Here is a 16,870-nt window from a genome sequence, read left to right as displayed (position 1 = left end):
GAACCTAAAAAAGAGGCTTATCCGCAATATAGGGATAAGCCTCTTTTGATTAAGAGCCGGAATCGTCTCCGCCCTCCTGCTTCGAGCTGTCCCCGCCGCTCTCCTGAGCGCCGCCGGACCCGCCCTCCTTCTCCTCACCCTTTTTCTGAACCTTAGGCTGGAGCTCGTCCTGGACAACTGTTTTAAGCAATCCCAGCACTTCCATACGGAAGAGCGGGTTTTGCATCGCTTCCTGCATAATGGTCATGGACTGCTTGCGGTAATCGGAAGTCTTGGTAAGATCCAGGAACATTTTCATCATTTCAGGCGACTTCATAATTTCTTCGATCGATTTCTGATAAGTCGGATCCTTGATCAGCTGCAGGTGCAGCTCTTTGCTCTGGCTGTTGATGGCTTTGGCGAATTCGCCCGCAAAGGTCGGATCAGTCATAATTTTTTCGATTTCCTTCTGGTACTCGGGGGCAGTGATGGTATCTTTAACCGCAATCCGGATCTGTTCCGTTGTCTGCAGCGGCATCATTTTCATGCTTAGCCCGCTAACGCTGCTGCCTTCAGAACCGGAGCCGGTGGTCAAAGCTTCCTCGACCGCCTTTTTACCTTCATCGCTTTTTAATATATCAACAACCATCGTCTTCATTTCCTTATATCCCATCTGGCTGGAAGAACTGCTCTGTTCTCCTCCGCAGGCTGTTAAGCTGAGTACCAGGCTTAGTGCCAGGCCTCCAGACAACAAACTCCTCCACTTCATTGGCGCTGCCCTCCTTTATAGGAATCCTGAGGGTAGTATGCCGCACGGGGTCACAGGTTATAACGCAGACATGATGGTTTTTTGACGGCAGGCTTGGTAAAATAAATCTGACACAGGGGAGGTGGAGTGGCTGAGTATAAGGAAATGGTATCACCTGTTCTGGACCACACTTCTGATAGGCGCTGCCGCGGCCGGCTTGACCGGACTTGTACTGCAGACCGTTAATGGCGGTATAAGCTTCAAAAGCGCGGCAGATCTGCTTCTGTACCTTCTTATACTGCTTGGTTCCGGAATGCTTGTGAGCGTTTACGCACAGCTGGGTTTTTTTGCTTACCTGATCCTCAATTACATGGGGAACGGCGTATTTTCCCGCAAAACGTGGCAGTATATACAGCTGGTACTGGCTGCGGTGGCCCTGCTTGAGCTGGTTTTCCTGAGGGCCTTTCTCGGAGGAGAAAGAGCCGGCGGAGCTGACCTGGTCCTGGGGAGTGGAATTCTGATTGCAGCTGCGGCCGTATCGTATTTCAAAGTACGCAGCACAAAAGCTGCCGCAGCGATTCCGACTTTTTTCTTCATGACTGCCATTACCATTGTGGAGACGATAGGTGTGCTTCAGATCGGTGTAGATAATGCCACTGTGTTTATTGTTCTTCCGCTGATTGCCTGCAATGCGTTCCAGATTTTACGGCTGCACCATATTCTTAAACCGCAGCCGTCATTTCAGTAATCCATACCAAAACCCCAGTGCTCTAAGAAAGAGACCGGGGTTTTCTTGTTCATTCCAGCGCGATTAAAATGAAATCAGAAAGGTTAATCTTAAAGAACAGCTTACACAAAATAAGCAACGATTGTACCGCCGGAAGTCAATGAAATCAGTTAAGCAAGGAGGGGCATATATGAACATCAAGCGTTATATGATAAAAGACACAAGTGAAAACAACATTCTGAGCCAGCTCGATCCGTCAGAACGCGGTGACTTTGACTCCAAAGAAAAAGCTGCAGCCAAAATGGAGAAGCTGAAGGAGCGCCTTGCCGAGCTGCAGGATATCCTATTCGCCCAAAAGAAGCATTCACTGCTGGTTATTCTGCAGGGCATGGATTCAAGCGGAAAGGATGGAACAGTGAAGCATATCTTTTCCGGCATTAACCCCCAGGGATTTATTGTTACCAGCTTCAAAAAGCCGTCTCTTGAGGAGGAGGCACATGATTTTCTGTGGAGAGTGCATATGAAGACCCCGCCCAAGGGTTATATCGCTGCCTTCAACCGCTCCCATTATGAAGATGTCCTTGTACCCCGGGTACACGGCAGTCTCAAGAAGAAAGACATGAAACGGCGATTCCGCTACATCCGCCAGTTTGAGGATATGCTGGTGGAAGAGGGCACGACAGTAATCAAGCTGTTCCTGCATATCTCGAAGGAGAAGCAGCTGGAGAAAATCCAGGAGCGGCTTCATGATCCGACTAAGCACTGGAAGTTTGACGCCAGTGATCTGCAGGAGCGGGAATACTGGGACGATTATCAAAAGGCTTATGAGGATGTTTTCCGGGAAACCGGCACTGAGCAGGCACCCTGGTACTGGATTCCGGCTAATCACCGCTGGTACCGCAACTATCTGGCATTGTCCATTGTAGTTCAAACACTGGAGAGTCTCGACCTCAGCTATCCAAAACTGGATACGCCTACGCCTGAGATATCAGAACTCATATCCCCGCGCCACTAAAGGGAGAAGCCAGACAATGCGGTACGGATGAATGATACGATAAAGCTACATTCCGGCGGCGTCTTCGAGTCCCTGATTCAGTGAAGCGGAATCACGGACTTCTGTGCCTTCGGCGCTGCTCTGGCTGATCAGCTCAGATACAGTGACGAATTCATATCCCTGGCTGCGGAGGTTATCAATGATCTGCGGTAGAGCCTCATGGGTCTGCTTACAGGAGTCACTGGCATGCAGGAGGATAATATCCCCCGGATGAGCCTTGCTCGTAACCCGGTTGACGATATTGTCTACACCGATGTTTTTCCAGTCCAAAGAATCTGTATCCCATTGGATGACCTTGTAGCCCAGATCGGTGGCGACCTGAAGCACCCTTTTATCAAAATCACCATTCGGCATACGGATCAGGTTAGGCTCTTTGCCTGTTAATTCAGTCAATACAGTGTGGGCAGTTGAAATTTGTGTGCGGATTTCCTCATTGCTGAGGGTGCTGTAATTAACATGCTTATGCCCGTGACTTCCGATTTCAAAGCCTGAATCCTTAATGCTGGTGACGATTTCCGGATGCGTTTTGCTCCACGGTGAGGAGAGGAAGAAGGTGGCCTTGTCTACCTTTTTATCCTCCAGCACCTTCAGGATCGGTTCAGGCCGCTTTTCACCCCAGCTAATGTCGAAGGTTAAAGCGATCAGCTTCTTTTGCGTTGGCACACTGTAAATGGCAGACGGGGCTTGGGCATCAGAGAATACGGTAATGTTACCCCTTTCCACGTATACAACACCAGCGGCCAGAAGCGCAGCGGCAAAGATGTAAATGAACCGTTTTATCTTTTTGCCGCTGAATACATAAAAAGAATTCATACTAGCAGCGCTCCTCTCCCATACGAAATGGCTTGTTTGTTCTAAATGTATGCTCGTACCTAACGCTTATGACCTCAACCGGACTAGAAATCTCTTTCACAGCTTGTACTACATAATACAGGGGGCCTTTATGTTTGCGTTTACAAGGTTTATCAAAGATCTGGGAGCAATCCGTAAGGCGCTGCTTCTGGCGCTAATACTCTTTCTGGCAGGAGGAGTGCTCGGCTGGATCGGCACCGACAGTCTGCAAAGGCTGCTAGCACAGCAGCTTGAAGGGTTAAGCAGCATCAGCGGAAAGCTTATGGATTCGGACAATCCGGAATGGAGCTTCTTCACCTTTATTTTTTTGAACAATAGCATTAAAAGTGTAGCAGTTATCTTTTTGGGTGCGCTGTTTGGTATCATACCTGCGTTCTTTTTATTGATAAACGGTGCAGTTATCGGCTATCTGATTCATTTATCAGCCCAGCAGGGAGTAGATTTGTTCGACCTTATAGTAAAAGGGCTGCTTCCACACGGGATCATTGAAATTCCGGCTATTATTATCGCTTGCGCATTCGGGCTTCATTTTGGCGGCAGGGTTGTAAAGAGTATGATCGGAAGAATCCGGGACAACAGCTGGCCTGAATTTATGCGGCAGACATTGACGGCTTCAGTCTGGATTGTGCTCCTGCTCCTGCTTGCCGCAATTATCGAGAGTACAATTACATTAGCGCTTTTATCATAAAATTTCTAAAAATTGAGCATACCATTAAGGCCATTAAGATATGGAGATTCTTTACATCAGACAACTCACTCGAGTATATGCGGACTATAAAGATAATTTTAGCAATTATGGTTATAGTTCCTATGCTCCGGTTAATCTAGTGTAAGCGGGTATACGCGCAGGATCTCCATCAATGGACTAACTTCTAACACACAAACAGCAGCGCTTAAGGTTTCGAAACTTAAAATATGATGAAGGAGGCCAAGCATATGTTGGGGATGTTGTTCAATGAAAAGGAATGTAAGGAGCTGGATTATGTTCTGCGAAAAGAGCTCGACGAAATGCTTCTTGATTTAAGCGATCAGCGCTTGGACCAAAATATCAGGCATGCAATTGCTAACCGATATAAAACCGTTTTCCGTATGTACGCACGGTTTGCTCCGCAAAAGGAGTTGTCCAAATACGCATGGGGCGGCCGGTCGTCCCAGTTCAAGCATTAAAGTATTGAGCTGCTGCCTATAAATATGTGTGCTTGGCCAATAATTTTTTAAAAAGGGTTGACTTAATAGGAGCGTGCGTGATAAATTATATCTCGCGCTCCTTTTGATTTTAAAAGAGAGTATGCACGGCAAGGAAAAACGAAAAAAACTTTTTTCAAAAAAACACTTGCCAAAACGAACAACGCTGTGATATATTATAAAAGTCGCCGCTGACAAAGACGACGACAAAGAAAAGCACTGAATTGGTCTTTGAAAACTGAACAACGAGTGAGTGGAAATCACCTCGGTGATTTCAAAAGTAGAGAATGCAAATTCTCGTCAGATGTTTCAAAATGAGCAATCGCTCTTTCTAAATACCAATTTGGAGAGTTTGATCCTGGCTCAGGACGAACGCTGGCGGCGTGCCTAATACATGCAAGTCGAGCGGAGTTTATCCTTCAGGGTAAGCTTAGCGGCGGACGGGTGAGTAACACGTAGGCAACCTGCCCCTTAACCTGGGATAACTACCGGAAACGGTAGCTAATACCGGATAATTTCTTTTTTCTCCTGAAGAGAGAATGAAAGGCGGAGCAATCTGTCATTAAGGGATGGGCCTGCGGCGCATTAGCTAGTTGGTGGGGTAACGGCTCACCAAGGCGACGATGCGTAGCCGACCTGAGAGGGTGAACGGCCACACTGGGACTGAGACACGGCCCAGACTCCTACGGGAGGCAGCAGTAGGGAATCTTCCGCAATGGGCGAAAGCCTGACGGAGCAACGCCGCGTGAGTGATGAAGGTTTTCGGATCGTAAAGCTCTGTTGCCAGGGAAGAACGTCCGGTAGAGTAACTGCTACCGGAGTGACGGTACCTGAGAAGAAAGCCCCGGCTAACTACGTGCCAGCAGCCGCGGTAATACGTAGGGGGCAAGCGTTGTCCGGAATTATTGGGCGTAAAGCGCGCGCAGGCGGCTATTTAAGTCTGGTGTTTAAACCTTGGGCTCAACCTGAGGTCGCACTGGAAACTGGGTGGCTTGAGTACAGAAGAGGAAAGTGGAATTCCACGTGTAGCGGTGAAATGCGTAGAGATGTGGAGGAACACCAGTGGCGAAGGCGACTTTCTGGGCTGTAACTGACGCTGAGGCGCGAAAGCGTGGGGAGCAAACAGGATTAGATACCCTGGTAGTCCACGCCGTAAACGATGAGTGCTAGGTGTTAGGGGTTTCGATACCCTTGGTGCCGAAGTTAACACAGTAAGCACTCCGCCTGGGGAGTACGGTCGCAAGACTGAAACTCAAAGGAATTGACGGGGACCCGCACAAGCAGTGGAGTATGTGGTTTAATTCGAAGCAACGCGAAGAACCTTACCAGGTCTTGACATCCCGATGAAAGCATTAGAGATAGTGCCCCTCTTCGGAGCATCGGAGACAGGTGGTGCATGGTTGTCGTCAGCTCGTGTCGTGAGATGTTGGGTTAAGTCCCGCAACGAGCGCAACCCTTGACTTTAGTTGCCAGCAGGTTAAGCTGGGCACTCTAGAGTGACTGCCGGTGACAAACCGGAGGAAGGTGGGGATGACGTCAAATCATCATGCCCCTTATGACCTGGGCTACACACGTACTACAATGGCCAGTACAACGGGAAGCGAAGCCGCGAGGTGGAGCCAATCCCAGCAAAGCTGGTCTCAGTTCGGATTGCAGGCTGCAACTCGCCTGCATGAAGTCGGAATTGCTAGTAATCGCGGATCAGCATGCCGCGGTGAATACGTTCCCGGGTCTTGTACACACCGCCCGTCACACCACGAGAGTTTACAACACCCGAAGTCGGTGGGGTAACCCGCAAGGGAGCCAGCCGCCGAAGGTGGGGTAGATGATTGGGGTGAAGTCGTAACAAGGTAGCCGTATCGGAAGGTGCGGCTGGATCACCTCCTTTCTATGGAGAATCGTTCTCTGCAATGAGAACATTCAAATCGGAAGTTTAACTTCAATTAGAACCTTCGGGTTCGAACACTCACTCGTGTTCAGTTTTGAAAGGTCAATCCTTTCATAACCGTTTGGTGGCGATAGCGGAGGGGTTCCACACGTACCCATCCCGAACACGACCGTTAAGTCCTCCAGCGCCAATGGTACTTGGACCGAAGGGTCCTGGGAGAGTAGGACGCTGCCAAGCGGACAACCATTCTATGGTTGAAACCATGTTATGTTATATGGGCTTTTAGCTCAGTTGGTTAGAGCGCACCTCTGATAAGGGTGAGGTCGGTGGTTCGAGTCCACCAAGGCCCACCATATAACATTTACAACTCTATACTTTATGGGGCCATAGCTCAGCTGGGAGAGCGCCTGCCTTGCAAGCAGGAGGTCAGCGGTTCGATCCCGCTTGGCTCCACCATAATTGATTTACTTGAATAATGTAATATCTTGATCCTTGAAAACTGGATACCGAAACGAATTTGCGTTTTAGAACATTCCTTTAAGCTGAACTTGTGTAAACAAGTTTAAAATTAATGGCGATGCTAACGATGATCTGAATGGAAATAAAGGCTTTGGAGTGATTCAATGTCCGATATTTTCCTGAAGGAAAAATCGAGGTTAAGCTAATAAGAGCACACGGAGGATGCCTAGGCGCCAGGAGCCGACGAAGGACGTGGCGAACAACGAAACTGCCTCGGGGAGCTGTAAGCAAGCTTTGATCCGGGGGTGTCCGAATGGGGAAACCCAGCTGTGGTAATTCGCAGTTACTCGTATCTGAATACATAGGATGCGTAGAGGCAGACCAGGGGAACTGAAACATCTAAGTACCCTGAGGAAGAGAAAACAATAGTGATTCCGTCAGTAGCGGCGAGCGAACGCGGAACAGCCTAAACCAAGGAGCTTGCTCCTTGGGGTTGTGGGACGTCTCACATGGAGTTACAAAGGAATATGGTAGGCGAAGAGGTCTGGAAAGGCCCGCGATAGAGGTAAAAGCCCTGTAGCCTAAACTGTGTTCTCTCCGAGACGGATCCCGAGTAGTGCGGGGCACGTGAAACCCCGTATGAATCCGGCAGGACCATCTGTCAAGGCTAAATACTACCTGGCGACCGATAGTGAAACAGTACCGTGAGGGAAAGGTGAAAAGCACCCCGGAAGGGGAGTGAAATAGAACCTGAAACCGTGTGCTTACAAAAAGTCAGAGCCCGATCTATGGGTGATGGCGTGCCTTTTGTAGAATGAACCGGCGAGTTACGTTTAACATGCAAGGTTAAGGTGAGAAGCCGGAGCCGCAGCGAAAGCGAGTCTGAATAGGGCGATTTAGTATGTGGACGTAGACCCGAAACCGTGTGATCTACCCCTGTCCAGGGTGAAGGTGCGGTAACACGCACTGGAGGCCCGAACCCACGTACGTTGAAAAGTGCGGGGATGAGGTGGGGGTAGCGGAGAAATTCCAATCGAACTCGGAGATAGCTGGTTCTCCCCGAAATAGCTTTAGGGCTAGCCTCGGTGAATGGAGTGATGGAGGTAGAGCACTGATTGGGTGCGGGGCCCGCAAGGGTTACCAAGCTCAGTCAAACTCCGAATGCCATTAACTTCTTGCCGGGAGTCAGACAGTGAGTGCTAAGATCCATTGTCAAAAGGGAAACAGCCCAGACCATCAGCTAAGGTCCCCAAGTGTGTGTTAAGTGGGAAAGGATGTGGAGTTGCACAGACAACCAGGATGTTGGCTTAGAAGCAGCCACCATTTAAAGAGTGCGTAATAGCTCACTGGTCGAGTGACTCTGCGCCGAAAATGTAACGGGGCTAAACACACCACCGAAGCTATGGCTAGATACGTATGTATCTGGGGTAGGGGAGCGTTGTATGTGGGTTGAAGGTGTACCGTAAGGAGCGCTGGACAGCATACAAGTGAGAATGCCGGTATGAGTAACGAAAAGATCAGTGAGAATCTGATCCGCCGAAAGCCCAAGGTTTCCTGAGGAAGGCTCGTCCGCTCAGGGTAAGTCGGGACCTAAGGCGAGGCCGATAGGCGTAGTCGAAGGACAACAGTTTGAAATTACTGTACCACCGTAATCCGCTATGAGCGATGGGGTGACGCAGGAGGGTAGTGACGCGGACTGATGGATGTCCGTCTAAGCAGTGAGGCTGGTGTGTAGGCAAATCCGCACACTGTTAAGGCCAGGCTGTGATGGGGAGCGAAAATTGTAGTAGCGAAGGTCATGATCTCACACTGCCAAGAAAAGCCTCTAGCCAGGAGAAGGTGCCCGTACCGCAAACCGACACAGGTAGGCGAGAAGAGAATTCTAAGGCGCGCGGAAGAACTCTCGTTAAGGAACTCGGCAAAATGACCCCGTAACTTCGGGAGAAGGGGTGCCTCGGTAGGGTGAATAGCCCGAGGGGGCCGCAGTGAAAAGGCCCAAGCGACTGTTTAGCAAAAACACAGGTCTGTGCGAAGCCGCAAGGCGAAGTATACGGGCTGACGCCTGCCCGGTGCTGGAAGGTTAAGGGGAGTGGTTAGGAGCAATCCGAAGCTATGAACCGAAGCCCCAGTAAACGGCGGCCGTAACTATAACGGTCCTAAGGTAGCGAAATTCCTTGTCAGGTAAATTCTGACCCGCACGAATGGCGTAACGACTTGGGCGCTGTCTCAACGAGAGATCCGGTGAAATTTTAATACCTGTGAAGATGCAGGTTACCCGCGACAAGACGGAAAGACCCCATGGAGCTTTACTGCAGCTTGATATTGAATTTGGGTACGATCTGTACAGGATAGGTGGGAGCCGTAGAAACAGGAGCGCAAGCTTCTGTGGAGGCGCCGTTGGGATACCACCCTGATCGTATCTAGGTTCTAACCTGGTGCCCTTAACGGGTACGGGGACCGTGTCAGGCGGGCAGTTTGACTGGGGCGGTCGCCTCCTAAAGAGTAACGGAGGCGTTCAAAGGTTCCCTCAGAATGGTTGGAAATCATTCGAAGAGTGCAAAGGCATAAGGGAGCTTGACTGCGAGACCAACAAGTCGAGCAGGGACGAAAGTCGGACTTAGTGATCCGGTGGTACCGCATGGAAGGGCCATCGCTCAACGGATAAAAGCTACCCTGGGGATAACAGGCTTATCTCCCCCAAGAGTCCACATCGACGGGGAGGTTTGGCACCTCGATGTCGGCTCATCGCATCCTGGGGCTGAAGTAGGTCCCAAGGGTTGGGCTGTTCGCCCATTAAAGCGGTACGCGAGCTGGGTTCAGAACGTCGTGAGACAGTTCGGTCCCTATCTGTCGTGGGCGCAGGAAATTTGAGAGGAGCTGTCCTTAGTACGAGAGGACCGGGATGGACGTACCGCTGGTGCACCAGTTGTTCCGCCAGGAGCATGGCTGGGTAGCTACGTACGGACGGGATAAGCGCTGAAAGCATCTAAGCGTGAAGCCCCCCTCAAGATGAGATTTCCCAATTAGTAAGACCCCTTGGAGACGACGAGGTAGATAGGTTGGAGGTGGAAGTGCAGTAATGCATGGAGCTGACCAATACTAATCGGTCGAGGGCTTATCCAATATTAATTCGCAGATTCGTTTCGGATTCAGTTTTCAGGAATTAAGTTCCTGAAGCATTTACGCTGTAAATGCCCGTTTGGTGGCGATGGCGGAGGGGTTCCACGCGTACCCATCCCGAACACGACCGTTAAGTCCTCCAGCGCCAATGGTACTTGGACCGAAGGGTCCTGGGAGAGTAGGACGCTGCCAAGCGGATAATATTCCCTGATAGCTCAGTTGGTAGAGCACTCGACTGTTAATCGAGTTGTCACAGGTTCGAGTCCTGTTCGGGGAGCCATGCTCTCATAGCTCAGCAGGTAGAGTGCTTCCATGGTAAGGAAGAGGTCACCGGTTCGAATCCGGTTGAGAGCTCCACAAATTTTTTAGGCCCGTTGGTCAAGGGGTTAAGACACCTCCCTTTCACGGAGGTAACAGGGGTTCGAATCCCCTACGGGTCACCACTTATTTAGCTTTAATGCTTTTGGTTATACATATGGAGGCTTAGCTCAGCTGGGAGAGCATCTGCCTTACAAGCAGAGGGTCGGGGGTTCGATCCCCTCAGCCTCCACCATAAATCGTTTTTTATTGAAGCGAACGTGGTAGATATGTTACATTATAGGGGATTCGCCAAGTGGTAAGGCAACGGACTCTGACTCCGTCATCATAGGTTCGAATCCTATATCCCCTGCCAATTGCGAGCCATTAGCTCAGTTGGTAGAGCACCTGACTTTTAATCAGGGTGTCGAAGGTTCGAGTCCTTCATGGCTCACTTTGATTATAAAGTTCCTTGCGCGTGTGGCGGAATGGCAGACGCACCAGACTTAGGATCTGGCGTCGTAAGACGTGGGGGTTCAAGTCCCTTCACGCGCACCACTTAATATGCGGACGTGGCTCAGCGGTAGAGCATCGCCTTGCCAAGGCGAGGGTCGCGGGTTCGATTCCCGTCGTCCGCTCCATAATTTTGCGCCCTTAGCTCAGCTGGATAGAGCGTTTGACTACGAATCAAAAGGTCGGGAGTTCGAATCTCTCAGGGCGCGCCATTTTCGGGATGTAGCTCAGCTTGGTAGAGCACCTGGTTTGGGACCAGGGGGTCGCATGTTCAAATCGTGTCATCCCGATTTTCACCTTTGCGGGTGTAGTTCAATGGTAGAACTTTAGCCTTCCAAGCTAATAGCGTGGGTTCGATTCCCATCACCCGCTCCATAATTTTATATTGTTTCGGGATGTAGCTCAGCTTGGTAGAGCACCTGGTTTGGGACCAGGGGGTCGCATGTTCAAATCGTGTCATCCCGATACTTCAGCTTAGGCTGACAGAAACTCTTACTTCGGTAGGAGTTTTTTTGTATGCTCATATATTTACCTTTTAAGAGAAAAGAAAAGATGGGAATACACGTTCCTAATAGTCCTCTAAAAAAAAGCGAACCTCGGGGGGAATACCGATTCGCAGATAATAGCTGTTCAAGGCTTCGTCCTGATCAGGCAAGGCACCTGCTGAAAGAAGCTTTACAGCAAACAGATTAGCCTGGCGTTCCAGCTTCCCTGGGCTGAAAAAGGAATGCTCCTCCAGAAAAAAACGGTTAATGCCTTTATGAAGACGGTCATGCCCCAGCTCATGCGCACAAACAAACCGCTGCCACTCCGCAGGAAGCCCGTTATGAATGACGATAAATCTTCTTCTCAGCTTACGGTAATATAATCCCTTTGTGCCCGTCCCCAGATCCATAAACCGGATATGTATGCCCATAGCATCGGCCAGCTCGAACGGGTTATTGGTCTTATATTTTGTAATCAGATTATTAATTAGCTCATTCATATTGTTCACCCGCAGCATGTAAAAGTAAGTTTATTATTCCTGACTAGTTATTCGTAACCGAATGATCCGTATTGTCTGAAGGGGGGCTGTTTTTCTTCCGCTTATTCATCTGCTTGGCTTCCCAGAACAGTCCGGTCAGCACATCCTTGATCCGCTGTTTATCCTCTTTGTTCAGCGGAATCCCGTCGAACATCAGCTCCCCGTCATCCTCCAGCATTTTACGAAAATCCCGTTTATCCTTATTTGTTGCCCATCCTGGAACAGGACTCTCTGTGAGGTTGTTATCTTGCTCCGGTAAATAGCCGGCATAGCCCATTAGCTGATCATAGGATACTCCTGTTGCCTCAGCAATCTTACGAAGTGTCACCGGCTTAGGCACACCCCGCAGCCCATTCTCGATCCTTGAGATCTGTGAACCGCTTATACCGGCCAAGGAGGCCAGCTGATTAATGCTTAATCCTCTCGCCTCCCGGATTTGCTTCAGGTATTCTCCGAAAGTATCAGTCATCGTAACCCACTCCTTATCGTCTAAATACACAAGCTCGTTGCTAATAATATAAACTATTGTTGCCAAAAGGTAAATACTAATGTCTAATTAATTGCCAAAGAGCAAGATAAATAGAGATTGGCTTATTCTATTACCTGAATATGAACGAAAACGGGATTTTACGTTGGAATGCGAAGATGGTATATTATAGAAAAATACGAACAAAATACGAACAAGAAGAATTTTAGCATACTTTCCGGAAAATTGCTGCCGCTAATTGAAAAATCATTTTACCATCAAAGGAGTGCATACAATAATGAACCTTTCAACGCTACCTGAGCTGGACCGCCGCCGGACACAGATGACTATAGAAAATATGCTGGAGAGGTACCGTATTTTTAAAACGGTAACTTTTGAAGCGAAGGAAGCAGGTTCTACTTACTCTAATACAGAGAAGTTCCACGGCCCGACACATAGGACTACTGACCAGACCGCCCCGATTGCTGCACACAACGTTGATGTGCCCGCTGCCAGAAGAGCCTACTGTACTGCATTGGAGAGTGTGGTGGACAGGCTGGAGCCTAGAGAGCAGCAGCTTGTACATGAACGTTATATGAGAAGAGACGGGGTTTACGACTACACTATATATAACCATGTGTTCGATCCTCCGGTCAGTAAGGACACCTACGTGAAGATCCGCTCCAAAGCTTTTTATAAAATGGCACTTGCATTAGCGGACCTGGAGCTGCTGTCATTAGGAGCATTGCTGAAGTGCGGGACAGCTGTTAACAGCGGGCAAGCGGAGAGTATAGAGTGACCAGCGGATATACTTAATAGAAACTGATCAAATAAAAGCTGAAGATCATGCCGTCTGCTTTTAGCCTCCCTTTAACCTCCCGGCCTCAGCTCAAAGTCATCCTGAAATCAGGTGTAATATCGGCTTCACGTGAAAGGAAGGGGAGTATGATTATAACATGGCCTATGCGGCAAAAGGATGAAGGCACATTTAATCAGCTGCTGCATACAGCCGCTAGTACCCATTGTATTTCAGAGGACAGAAGAAAGGAGCGGGATAATGAATAGTAACGATATTGCAAACCTCGAAAAGCTGCTGCCGCTTGCGGACAAGTATGGACTGGCCTATATAGCAGCTTTGGTGCTGCTGGTGATTGTTCTGGTGCTGCTCAGGTCGATTGTAAAGGGGAATCTGGTGCCTAGAGAGCTGCTGGAGCGTGCTGAGGAGGAGAGGGACCGGCTGCAGAGCATACTGGACAAAGAACGCTCTGATTTTATGACGCCGACCTTGGAGGTACTGCAACGGTTGAAGGCTGACCACAAGGCGGGAGAGGGGAACGGGGAGAGCAGGGGCAGCTAACTTGCCGGGTATGCATATTAGCGTCTATACCCCTGTACCGGCCTCGCGGCAGGTGTAATCGGGTTGTCGGATGGGCCTGCCCGCCTGAGCGGGCCTTCGATATATAACAGAATATTTTCGGCAACCCCAATTTCCATTCTTCCGCAATCCGTGTATAATGCAATCAATACCTACATGCCGTGTAAAGCTTGCACATAAATACGTATTAAGCCAGCCATTCTAATAAAATAGGCTACATTACTATTTTGTGACTGTATAAAGAATGAATTTGGTGTATAATCGTAATTACTGCAGCGCTTTACAGCGTAATAAGTTGGAGATTTCCGATGGGTTTTACTGTATGATATGAGGAAAGCTTCGAATAGACAATGTTAGGACATTGATCCGGAAGAGGATGGAGGGAGCAGCATGACCGAACTTACGACAGCTGTCAGCAAAAGCAATTCCAATAACTTGCTGCGGCGTGACGTACGGTTCCTGGGGAACATCTTGGGCGAAGTCTTGGTACATCAAGGCGGTAACGAACTACTGGAGGTCGTGGAGAAGATCCGCGAAACCAGTAAATCGCTGCGCTCATTATTTTTGCCTGAACTGCACAATGAATTTAAAGAGCTGATTAGTTCACTGGATCCTGAGAATCGCCACCAGGTGATACGGGCGTTCGCCATTTATTTTCAATTGGTGAATATTGCTGAGCAGAACCACCGGATTCGCCGTAAGCGCGATTATGAACGCTCAGCCGGGGATACAGTACAGCCGGGATCTATCGAAAGTGCGATTCAGGAGCTCCGTGAACGGGATTTCTCCCAAGAGGATGTTCATGATATTATGAATAACCTGTCCTTGGAGCTGGTCATGACCGCTCATCCTACGGAAGCAATGCGGAGGGCCATTCTTGATATTCACAAACGGATCTCCGATGATGTGATGGGTCTCGACAATCCGACGCTGACCTTCCGCGAACGTGAACAGCTCCGCGAGAAGCTGCTGAACGAAGTGATTACCCTTTGGCAGACGGATGAATTGCGTGACCGCAAGCCGACAGTGCTTGATGAAGTACGCAACGGGATGTATTACTTCCATGAGACGATTTTCCAGGTACTGCCGGATGTGTATCAAGAGCTTGAACGATGTCTAAGTAAATACTATCCGGGGCAGAATTGGCACGTGCCGACTTATCTGCGTTTTGGATCATGGATCGGCGGCGACCGTGACGGTAATCCGTCTGTAACCGCGGCTGTGACTATGCAGACACTGCGCCTTCAGCGTAAGCTCGCTATTCGTGAATATCAGCGCATTATGCGTGAACTGATGCAGTATCTGAGCTTTAGTACAAGCATCGTTAGTGTTACGGATGAGCTGCTGGATTCGATCGAGCAGGACCGAGGGATCATTAAGCTGAACCGTGTTGACGCCTGGCGTAATGACAATGAGCCTTACCGGATTAAGCTGAGCTACATGATTTCCAAGACACAGAACGTGCTGGACGATGAGCGAAAAGGAACGCCGGAGCGCTACGCGACTCCGCAGCAATTCATAGATGATCTGAACGTAATTGACCGCAGCCTGCGGCATCACTTTGCCGACTACGTGGCAGATACCTACATTAAGAAGCTGATCCGTCAGGTAGAGCTGTTCGGCTTCCATACAGCTGCGCTGGATGTCCGTCAGCACAGCCAGGAGCATGAGAACGCAATGGCTGAGATTTTGGCTAAGATGAACATCACTCAGGATTACGCTAAAATGCCGGAAGATCAGAAGGTAACGCTTCTTGAGTCCATTCTGAACGATCCGCGGCCGCTGACTTCCCCGTACCAGTCCTACAGTGAGAGTACTGAGGAATGCCTTGCGGTATACCGTACGGTGTATCTGGCACAGGAGGAATACGGCAAGCAGTGTATCACCAGCTATCTGATCAGTATGGCGGAAGCGGCGAGTGACATTCTTGAAGTTATGGTATTCTCCAAAGAAGTAGGCTTGTTCCGTAAGGATAATGATGGAACAGTAGTCTGCACCTTGCAGGCGGTCCCGCTGTTTGAAACCATTGATGACCTGCATAACGCTCCGCAGATTATGAAGACACTGCTCAGCATGCCGATCTACCGTGAGGCGGTACGGGCAATGAACGATCTGCAGGAAATTATGCTCGGCTATTCCGACAGCAACAAAGACGGCGGCGTGGTGACTGCGAACTGGGAGCTGCGTGTTGCCCTTAAGCAGATTACAGCTACTGCCGATGAATTCGGCATCAAGCTTAAGTTCTTCCACGGACGCGGCGGAGCGCTTGGACGCGGCGGTATGCCGCTGAACCGCAGCATTCTGGCCCAGCCGGCTTCGACCATCGGCGGCGGAATCAAGATTACCGAGCAGGGCGAGGTTATCTCCTCCCGGTATTCGATGCAGGGAATCGCATACCGCAGTCTGGAGCAGGCTACCTCTGCGCTGGTGACAGCGGCTATTCATGCGAGAACGCCTCAGGCTGACCTGTATGAAGCAAAATGGGATGAAATAGTAGCCCGTATTTCCGAGGTGTCCTTAACCAAATATCAGGACCTGATCTTCCGTGATCCGGACTTCCTGTCCTTCTTCAAAGAATCAACCCCGCTGCCTGAGGTGGGCGAGCTGAACATCGGCTCACGTCCATCCAAGCGGAAGAACAGCGACCGCTTTGAGGATCTGCGTGCGATTCCATGGGTATTCGCTTGGACGCAGAGCCGATATCTGCTGCCGGCCTGGTATGCTGCCGGAACAGGACTGCAGAGCTTCTATGAAGGCAAGGAAGAGAATATGAAGATCATGCAGACCATGTATGCCGACTTCTCGTTCTTTACGACGCTGATTGATACACTGCAGATGGCGATTGCGAAGGCAGATCTGGTTATTGCCAAGGAGTATGCCTCCATGGGCAAAAACGACGAAGCCCGCCAGCGGATCTTCGGCCAGATTCAGGCGGAATTCAAGCTGACCTCTGAGCTGATTCTCAAGATCACCGGCCAGCATGAAATTCTGGATAATGTCCCAGTTATTCAGGAATCGATTCGTCTGCGCAACCCTTACGTTGATCCGCTCAGCTATCTGCAGGTACAGCTTCTGTCAGAGCTCAGAGTATTGCGTGATGCTGAGGGCGATGACGCCGAACTGCTGCGTGAGGTACTGCTTACTATTAACGGCATTGCTGCAGGCCTGCGGAATACGGGCTGA

The 16,870-nt window shown here is 49.7% G+C and carries 11 protein-coding genes, 14 tRNA genes and 4 rRNA genes; 25 read left to right on the top strand and 4 right to left on the bottom strand.

Annotated elements, in window-relative coordinates:
* Positions 1 to 49: 49 nt before the first annotated feature.
* A complete protein-coding gene (gerD, locus tag R70331_RS27240; RefSeq protein WP_042181039.1) occupies positions 50 to 748 on the bottom strand; it encodes a spore germination lipoprotein GerD in 699 nt (232 codons plus the stop codon).
* A 121-nt stretch (positions 749 to 869) separates the two neighbouring features.
* Here gerD and R70331_RS27235 point away from each other — a divergent pair, with 121 nt between their 5' ends.
* Positions 870 to 1,475: a KinB-signaling pathway activation protein gene (locus R70331_RS27235; RefSeq protein ID WP_331281491.1), complete on the top strand. Its 606-nt coding sequence runs from the start codon at positions 870 to 872 to the stop codon at positions 1,473 to 1,475.
* A gap of 169 nt (positions 1,476 to 1,644) precedes the next feature.
* Positions 1,645 to 2,469 carry a PPK2 family polyphosphate kinase gene (locus tag R70331_RS27230; protein ID WP_042181038.1) on the top strand — a complete coding sequence of 275 codons (825 nt, stop codon included), beginning with the start codon at positions 1,645 to 1,647 and terminating at the stop codon, positions 2,467 to 2,469.
* Positions 2,470 to 2,514: 45 nt separating this feature from the next.
* On the opposite strand, the gene pdaB is transcribed toward R70331_RS27230, so the two are convergent.
* On the bottom strand, positions 2,515 to 3,321 hold the full coding sequence (pdaB, locus tag R70331_RS27225) for a polysaccharide deacetylase family sporulation protein PdaB (RefSeq protein WP_042181036.1): 807 nt from the start codon (positions 3,319 to 3,321) through the stop codon (positions 2,515 to 2,517).
* A gap of 130 nt (positions 3,322 to 3,451) precedes the next feature.
* On the opposite strand from pdaB, the gene R70331_RS27220 reads away from it, so the two are divergent.
* The 20 genes from R70331_RS27220 (at position 3,452) to R70331_RS27125 (ending at position 11,287) form a co-directional block, all read left to right on the top strand.
* Positions 3,452 to 4,048, top strand: coding sequence for a stage II sporulation protein M (locus R70331_RS27220; protein WP_042181034.1), 597 nt, complete (start codon positions 3,452 to 3,454; stop codon positions 4,046 to 4,048).
* 248 nt (positions 4,049 to 4,296) lie between these two features.
* Positions 4,297 to 4,527, top strand: a complete 231-nt coding sequence (locus R70331_RS27215; protein ID WP_025336637.1) for a hypothetical protein — start codon at positions 4,297 to 4,299, stop codon at positions 4,525 to 4,527.
* Between the two features lie 358 nt (positions 4,528 to 4,885).
* Positions 4,886 to 6,433, top strand: a 16S ribosomal RNA gene (locus tag R70331_RS27210).
* 120 nt (positions 6,434 to 6,553) lie between these two features.
* Positions 6,554 to 6,670, top strand: a 5S ribosomal RNA gene (gene rrf, locus R70331_RS27205).
* 39 nt (positions 6,671 to 6,709) lie between these two features.
* Positions 6,710 to 6,786, top strand: a tRNA-Ile gene (locus R70331_RS27200).
* Positions 6,787 to 6,813: 27 nt separating this feature from the next.
* Positions 6,814 to 6,889 (top strand) — tRNA-Ala (locus R70331_RS27195).
* Positions 6,890 to 7,087: 198 nt separating this feature from the next.
* A 23S ribosomal RNA gene (locus tag R70331_RS27190) occupies positions 7,088 to 10,015 on the top strand.
* 75 nt (positions 10,016 to 10,090) lie between these two features.
* A 5S ribosomal RNA gene (rrf, locus tag R70331_RS27185) occupies positions 10,091 to 10,207 on the top strand.
* Together the 16S, 23S and 5S rRNA genes with 14 tRNA genes alongside form the textbook arrangement of a ribosomal RNA operon.
* 9 nt (positions 10,208 to 10,216) lie before the next feature.
* Positions 10,217 to 10,292, top strand: a tRNA-Asn gene (locus R70331_RS27180).
* Between the two features lies 1 nt (position 10,293).
* A tRNA-Thr gene (locus R70331_RS27175) sits at positions 10,294 to 10,369 on the top strand.
* Between the two features lie 11 nt (positions 10,370 to 10,380).
* Positions 10,381 to 10,455 (top strand) — tRNA-Glu (locus R70331_RS27170).
* Positions 10,456 to 10,489: 34 nt separating this feature from the next.
* Positions 10,490 to 10,565, top strand: a tRNA-Val gene (locus R70331_RS27165).
* A gap of 46 nt (positions 10,566 to 10,611) precedes the next feature.
* A tRNA-Gln gene (locus R70331_RS27160) sits at positions 10,612 to 10,685 on the top strand.
* Positions 10,686 to 10,690: 5 nt separating this feature from the next.
* Positions 10,691 to 10,763 (top strand) — tRNA-Lys (locus tag R70331_RS27155).
* A 20-nt stretch (positions 10,764 to 10,783) separates the two neighbouring features.
* A tRNA-Leu gene (locus tag R70331_RS27150) sits at positions 10,784 to 10,867 on the top strand.
* An 8-nt stretch (positions 10,868 to 10,875) separates the two neighbouring features.
* A tRNA-Gly gene (locus R70331_RS27145) sits at positions 10,876 to 10,950 on the top strand.
* A gap of 7 nt (positions 10,951 to 10,957) precedes the next feature.
* Positions 10,958 to 11,034, top strand: a tRNA-Arg gene (locus tag R70331_RS27140).
* Between the two features lie 4 nt (positions 11,035 to 11,038).
* Positions 11,039 to 11,112: transfer RNA gene (locus tag R70331_RS27135), tRNA-Pro, on the top strand.
* Positions 11,113 to 11,123: 11 nt separating this feature from the next.
* Positions 11,124 to 11,197, top strand: a tRNA-Gly gene (locus R70331_RS27130).
* A 16-nt stretch (positions 11,198 to 11,213) separates the two neighbouring features.
* Positions 11,214 to 11,287, top strand: a tRNA-Pro gene (locus tag R70331_RS27125).
* 103 nt (positions 11,288 to 11,390) lie between these two features.
* On the opposite strand, the gene R70331_RS27120 is transcribed toward R70331_RS27125, so the two are convergent.
* Positions 11,391 to 11,807, bottom strand: coding sequence for an ImmA/IrrE family metallo-endopeptidase (locus R70331_RS27120; protein ID WP_042183326.1), 417 nt, complete (start codon positions 11,805 to 11,807; stop codon positions 11,391 to 11,393).
* A 43-nt stretch (positions 11,808 to 11,850) separates the two neighbouring features.
* Entirely contained in the window at positions 11,851 to 12,315 is a 465-nt protein-coding gene (locus R70331_RS27115) for a helix-turn-helix domain-containing protein (protein ID WP_042181032.1), read from the bottom strand.
* Positions 12,316 to 12,610: 295 nt separating this feature from the next.
* Between R70331_RS27115 and R70331_RS27110 the strand changes: the two genes are divergently transcribed.
* The 3 genes from R70331_RS27110 (at position 12,611) to ppc (ending at position 16,870) form a co-directional block, all read left to right on the top strand.
* Complete coding sequence (locus R70331_RS27110) at positions 12,611 to 13,111, top strand: ArpU family phage packaging/lysis transcriptional regulator (RefSeq protein ID WP_042181030.1); 501 nt, start codon at positions 12,611 to 12,613, stop codon at positions 13,109 to 13,111.
* A gap of 258 nt (positions 13,112 to 13,369) precedes the next feature.
* Positions 13,370 to 13,669 carry a hypothetical protein gene (locus R70331_RS27105; RefSeq protein ID WP_042181027.1) on the top strand — a complete coding sequence of 100 codons (300 nt, stop codon included), beginning with the start codon at positions 13,370 to 13,372 and terminating at the stop codon, positions 13,667 to 13,669.
* A 408-nt stretch (positions 13,670 to 14,077) separates the two neighbouring features.
* Complete coding sequence (gene ppc, locus R70331_RS27100; protein WP_042181025.1) at positions 14,078 to 16,870, top strand: phosphoenolpyruvate carboxylase; 2,793 nt, start codon at positions 14,078 to 14,080, stop codon at positions 16,868 to 16,870.

Origin of the sequence: Paenibacillus sp. FSL R7-0331 (assembly GCF_000758645.1) — a bacterium.
GTDB classification, from domain to species: Bacteria; Bacillota; Bacilli; order Paenibacillales; family Paenibacillaceae; genus Paenibacillus_AQ; species Paenibacillus_AQ camerounensis.
This window is presented reverse-complemented; position numbering and strand designations above follow the sequence as displayed.

Bases quoted from the DNA above. Each gene is read 5' to 3' on its own strand.
- R70331_RS27220 (WP_042181034.1), top strand. From the start codon at position 3,452: ATGTTTGCGTTTACAAGGTTTATCAAAGATCTGGGAGCAATCCGTAAG.
- R70331_RS27115 (WP_042181032.1), bottom strand. From the start codon at position 12,315: ATGACTGATACTTTCGGAGAATACCTGAAGCAAATCCGGGAGGCGAGA.
- R70331_RS27230 (WP_042181038.1), top strand. From the start codon at position 1,645: ATGAACATCAAGCGTTATATGATAAAAGACACAAGTGAAAACAACATT.
- R70331_RS27215 (WP_025336637.1), top strand. From the start codon at position 4,297: ATGTTGGGGATGTTGTTCAATGAAAAGGAATGTAAGGAGCTGGATTAT.
- R70331_RS27105 (WP_042181027.1), top strand. From the start codon at position 13,370: ATGAATAGTAACGATATTGCAAACCTCGAAAAGCTGCTGCCGCTTGCG.
- pdaB (WP_042181036.1), bottom strand. From the start codon at position 3,321: ATGAATTCTTTTTATGTATTCAGCGGCAAAAAGATAAAACGGTTCATT.
- ppc (WP_042181025.1), top strand. From the start codon at position 14,078: ATGACCGAACTTACGACAGCTGTCAGCAAAAGCAATTCCAATAACTTG.
- gerD (WP_042181039.1), bottom strand. From the start codon at position 748: ATGAAGTGGAGGAGTTTGTTGTCTGGAGGCCTGGCACTAAGCCTGGTA.
- R70331_RS27110 (WP_042181030.1), top strand. From the start codon at position 12,611: ATGAACCTTTCAACGCTACCTGAGCTGGACCGCCGCCGGACACAGATG.
- R70331_RS27120 (WP_042183326.1), bottom strand. From the start codon at position 11,807: ATGAATGAGCTAATTAATAATCTGATTACAAAATATAAGACCAATAAC.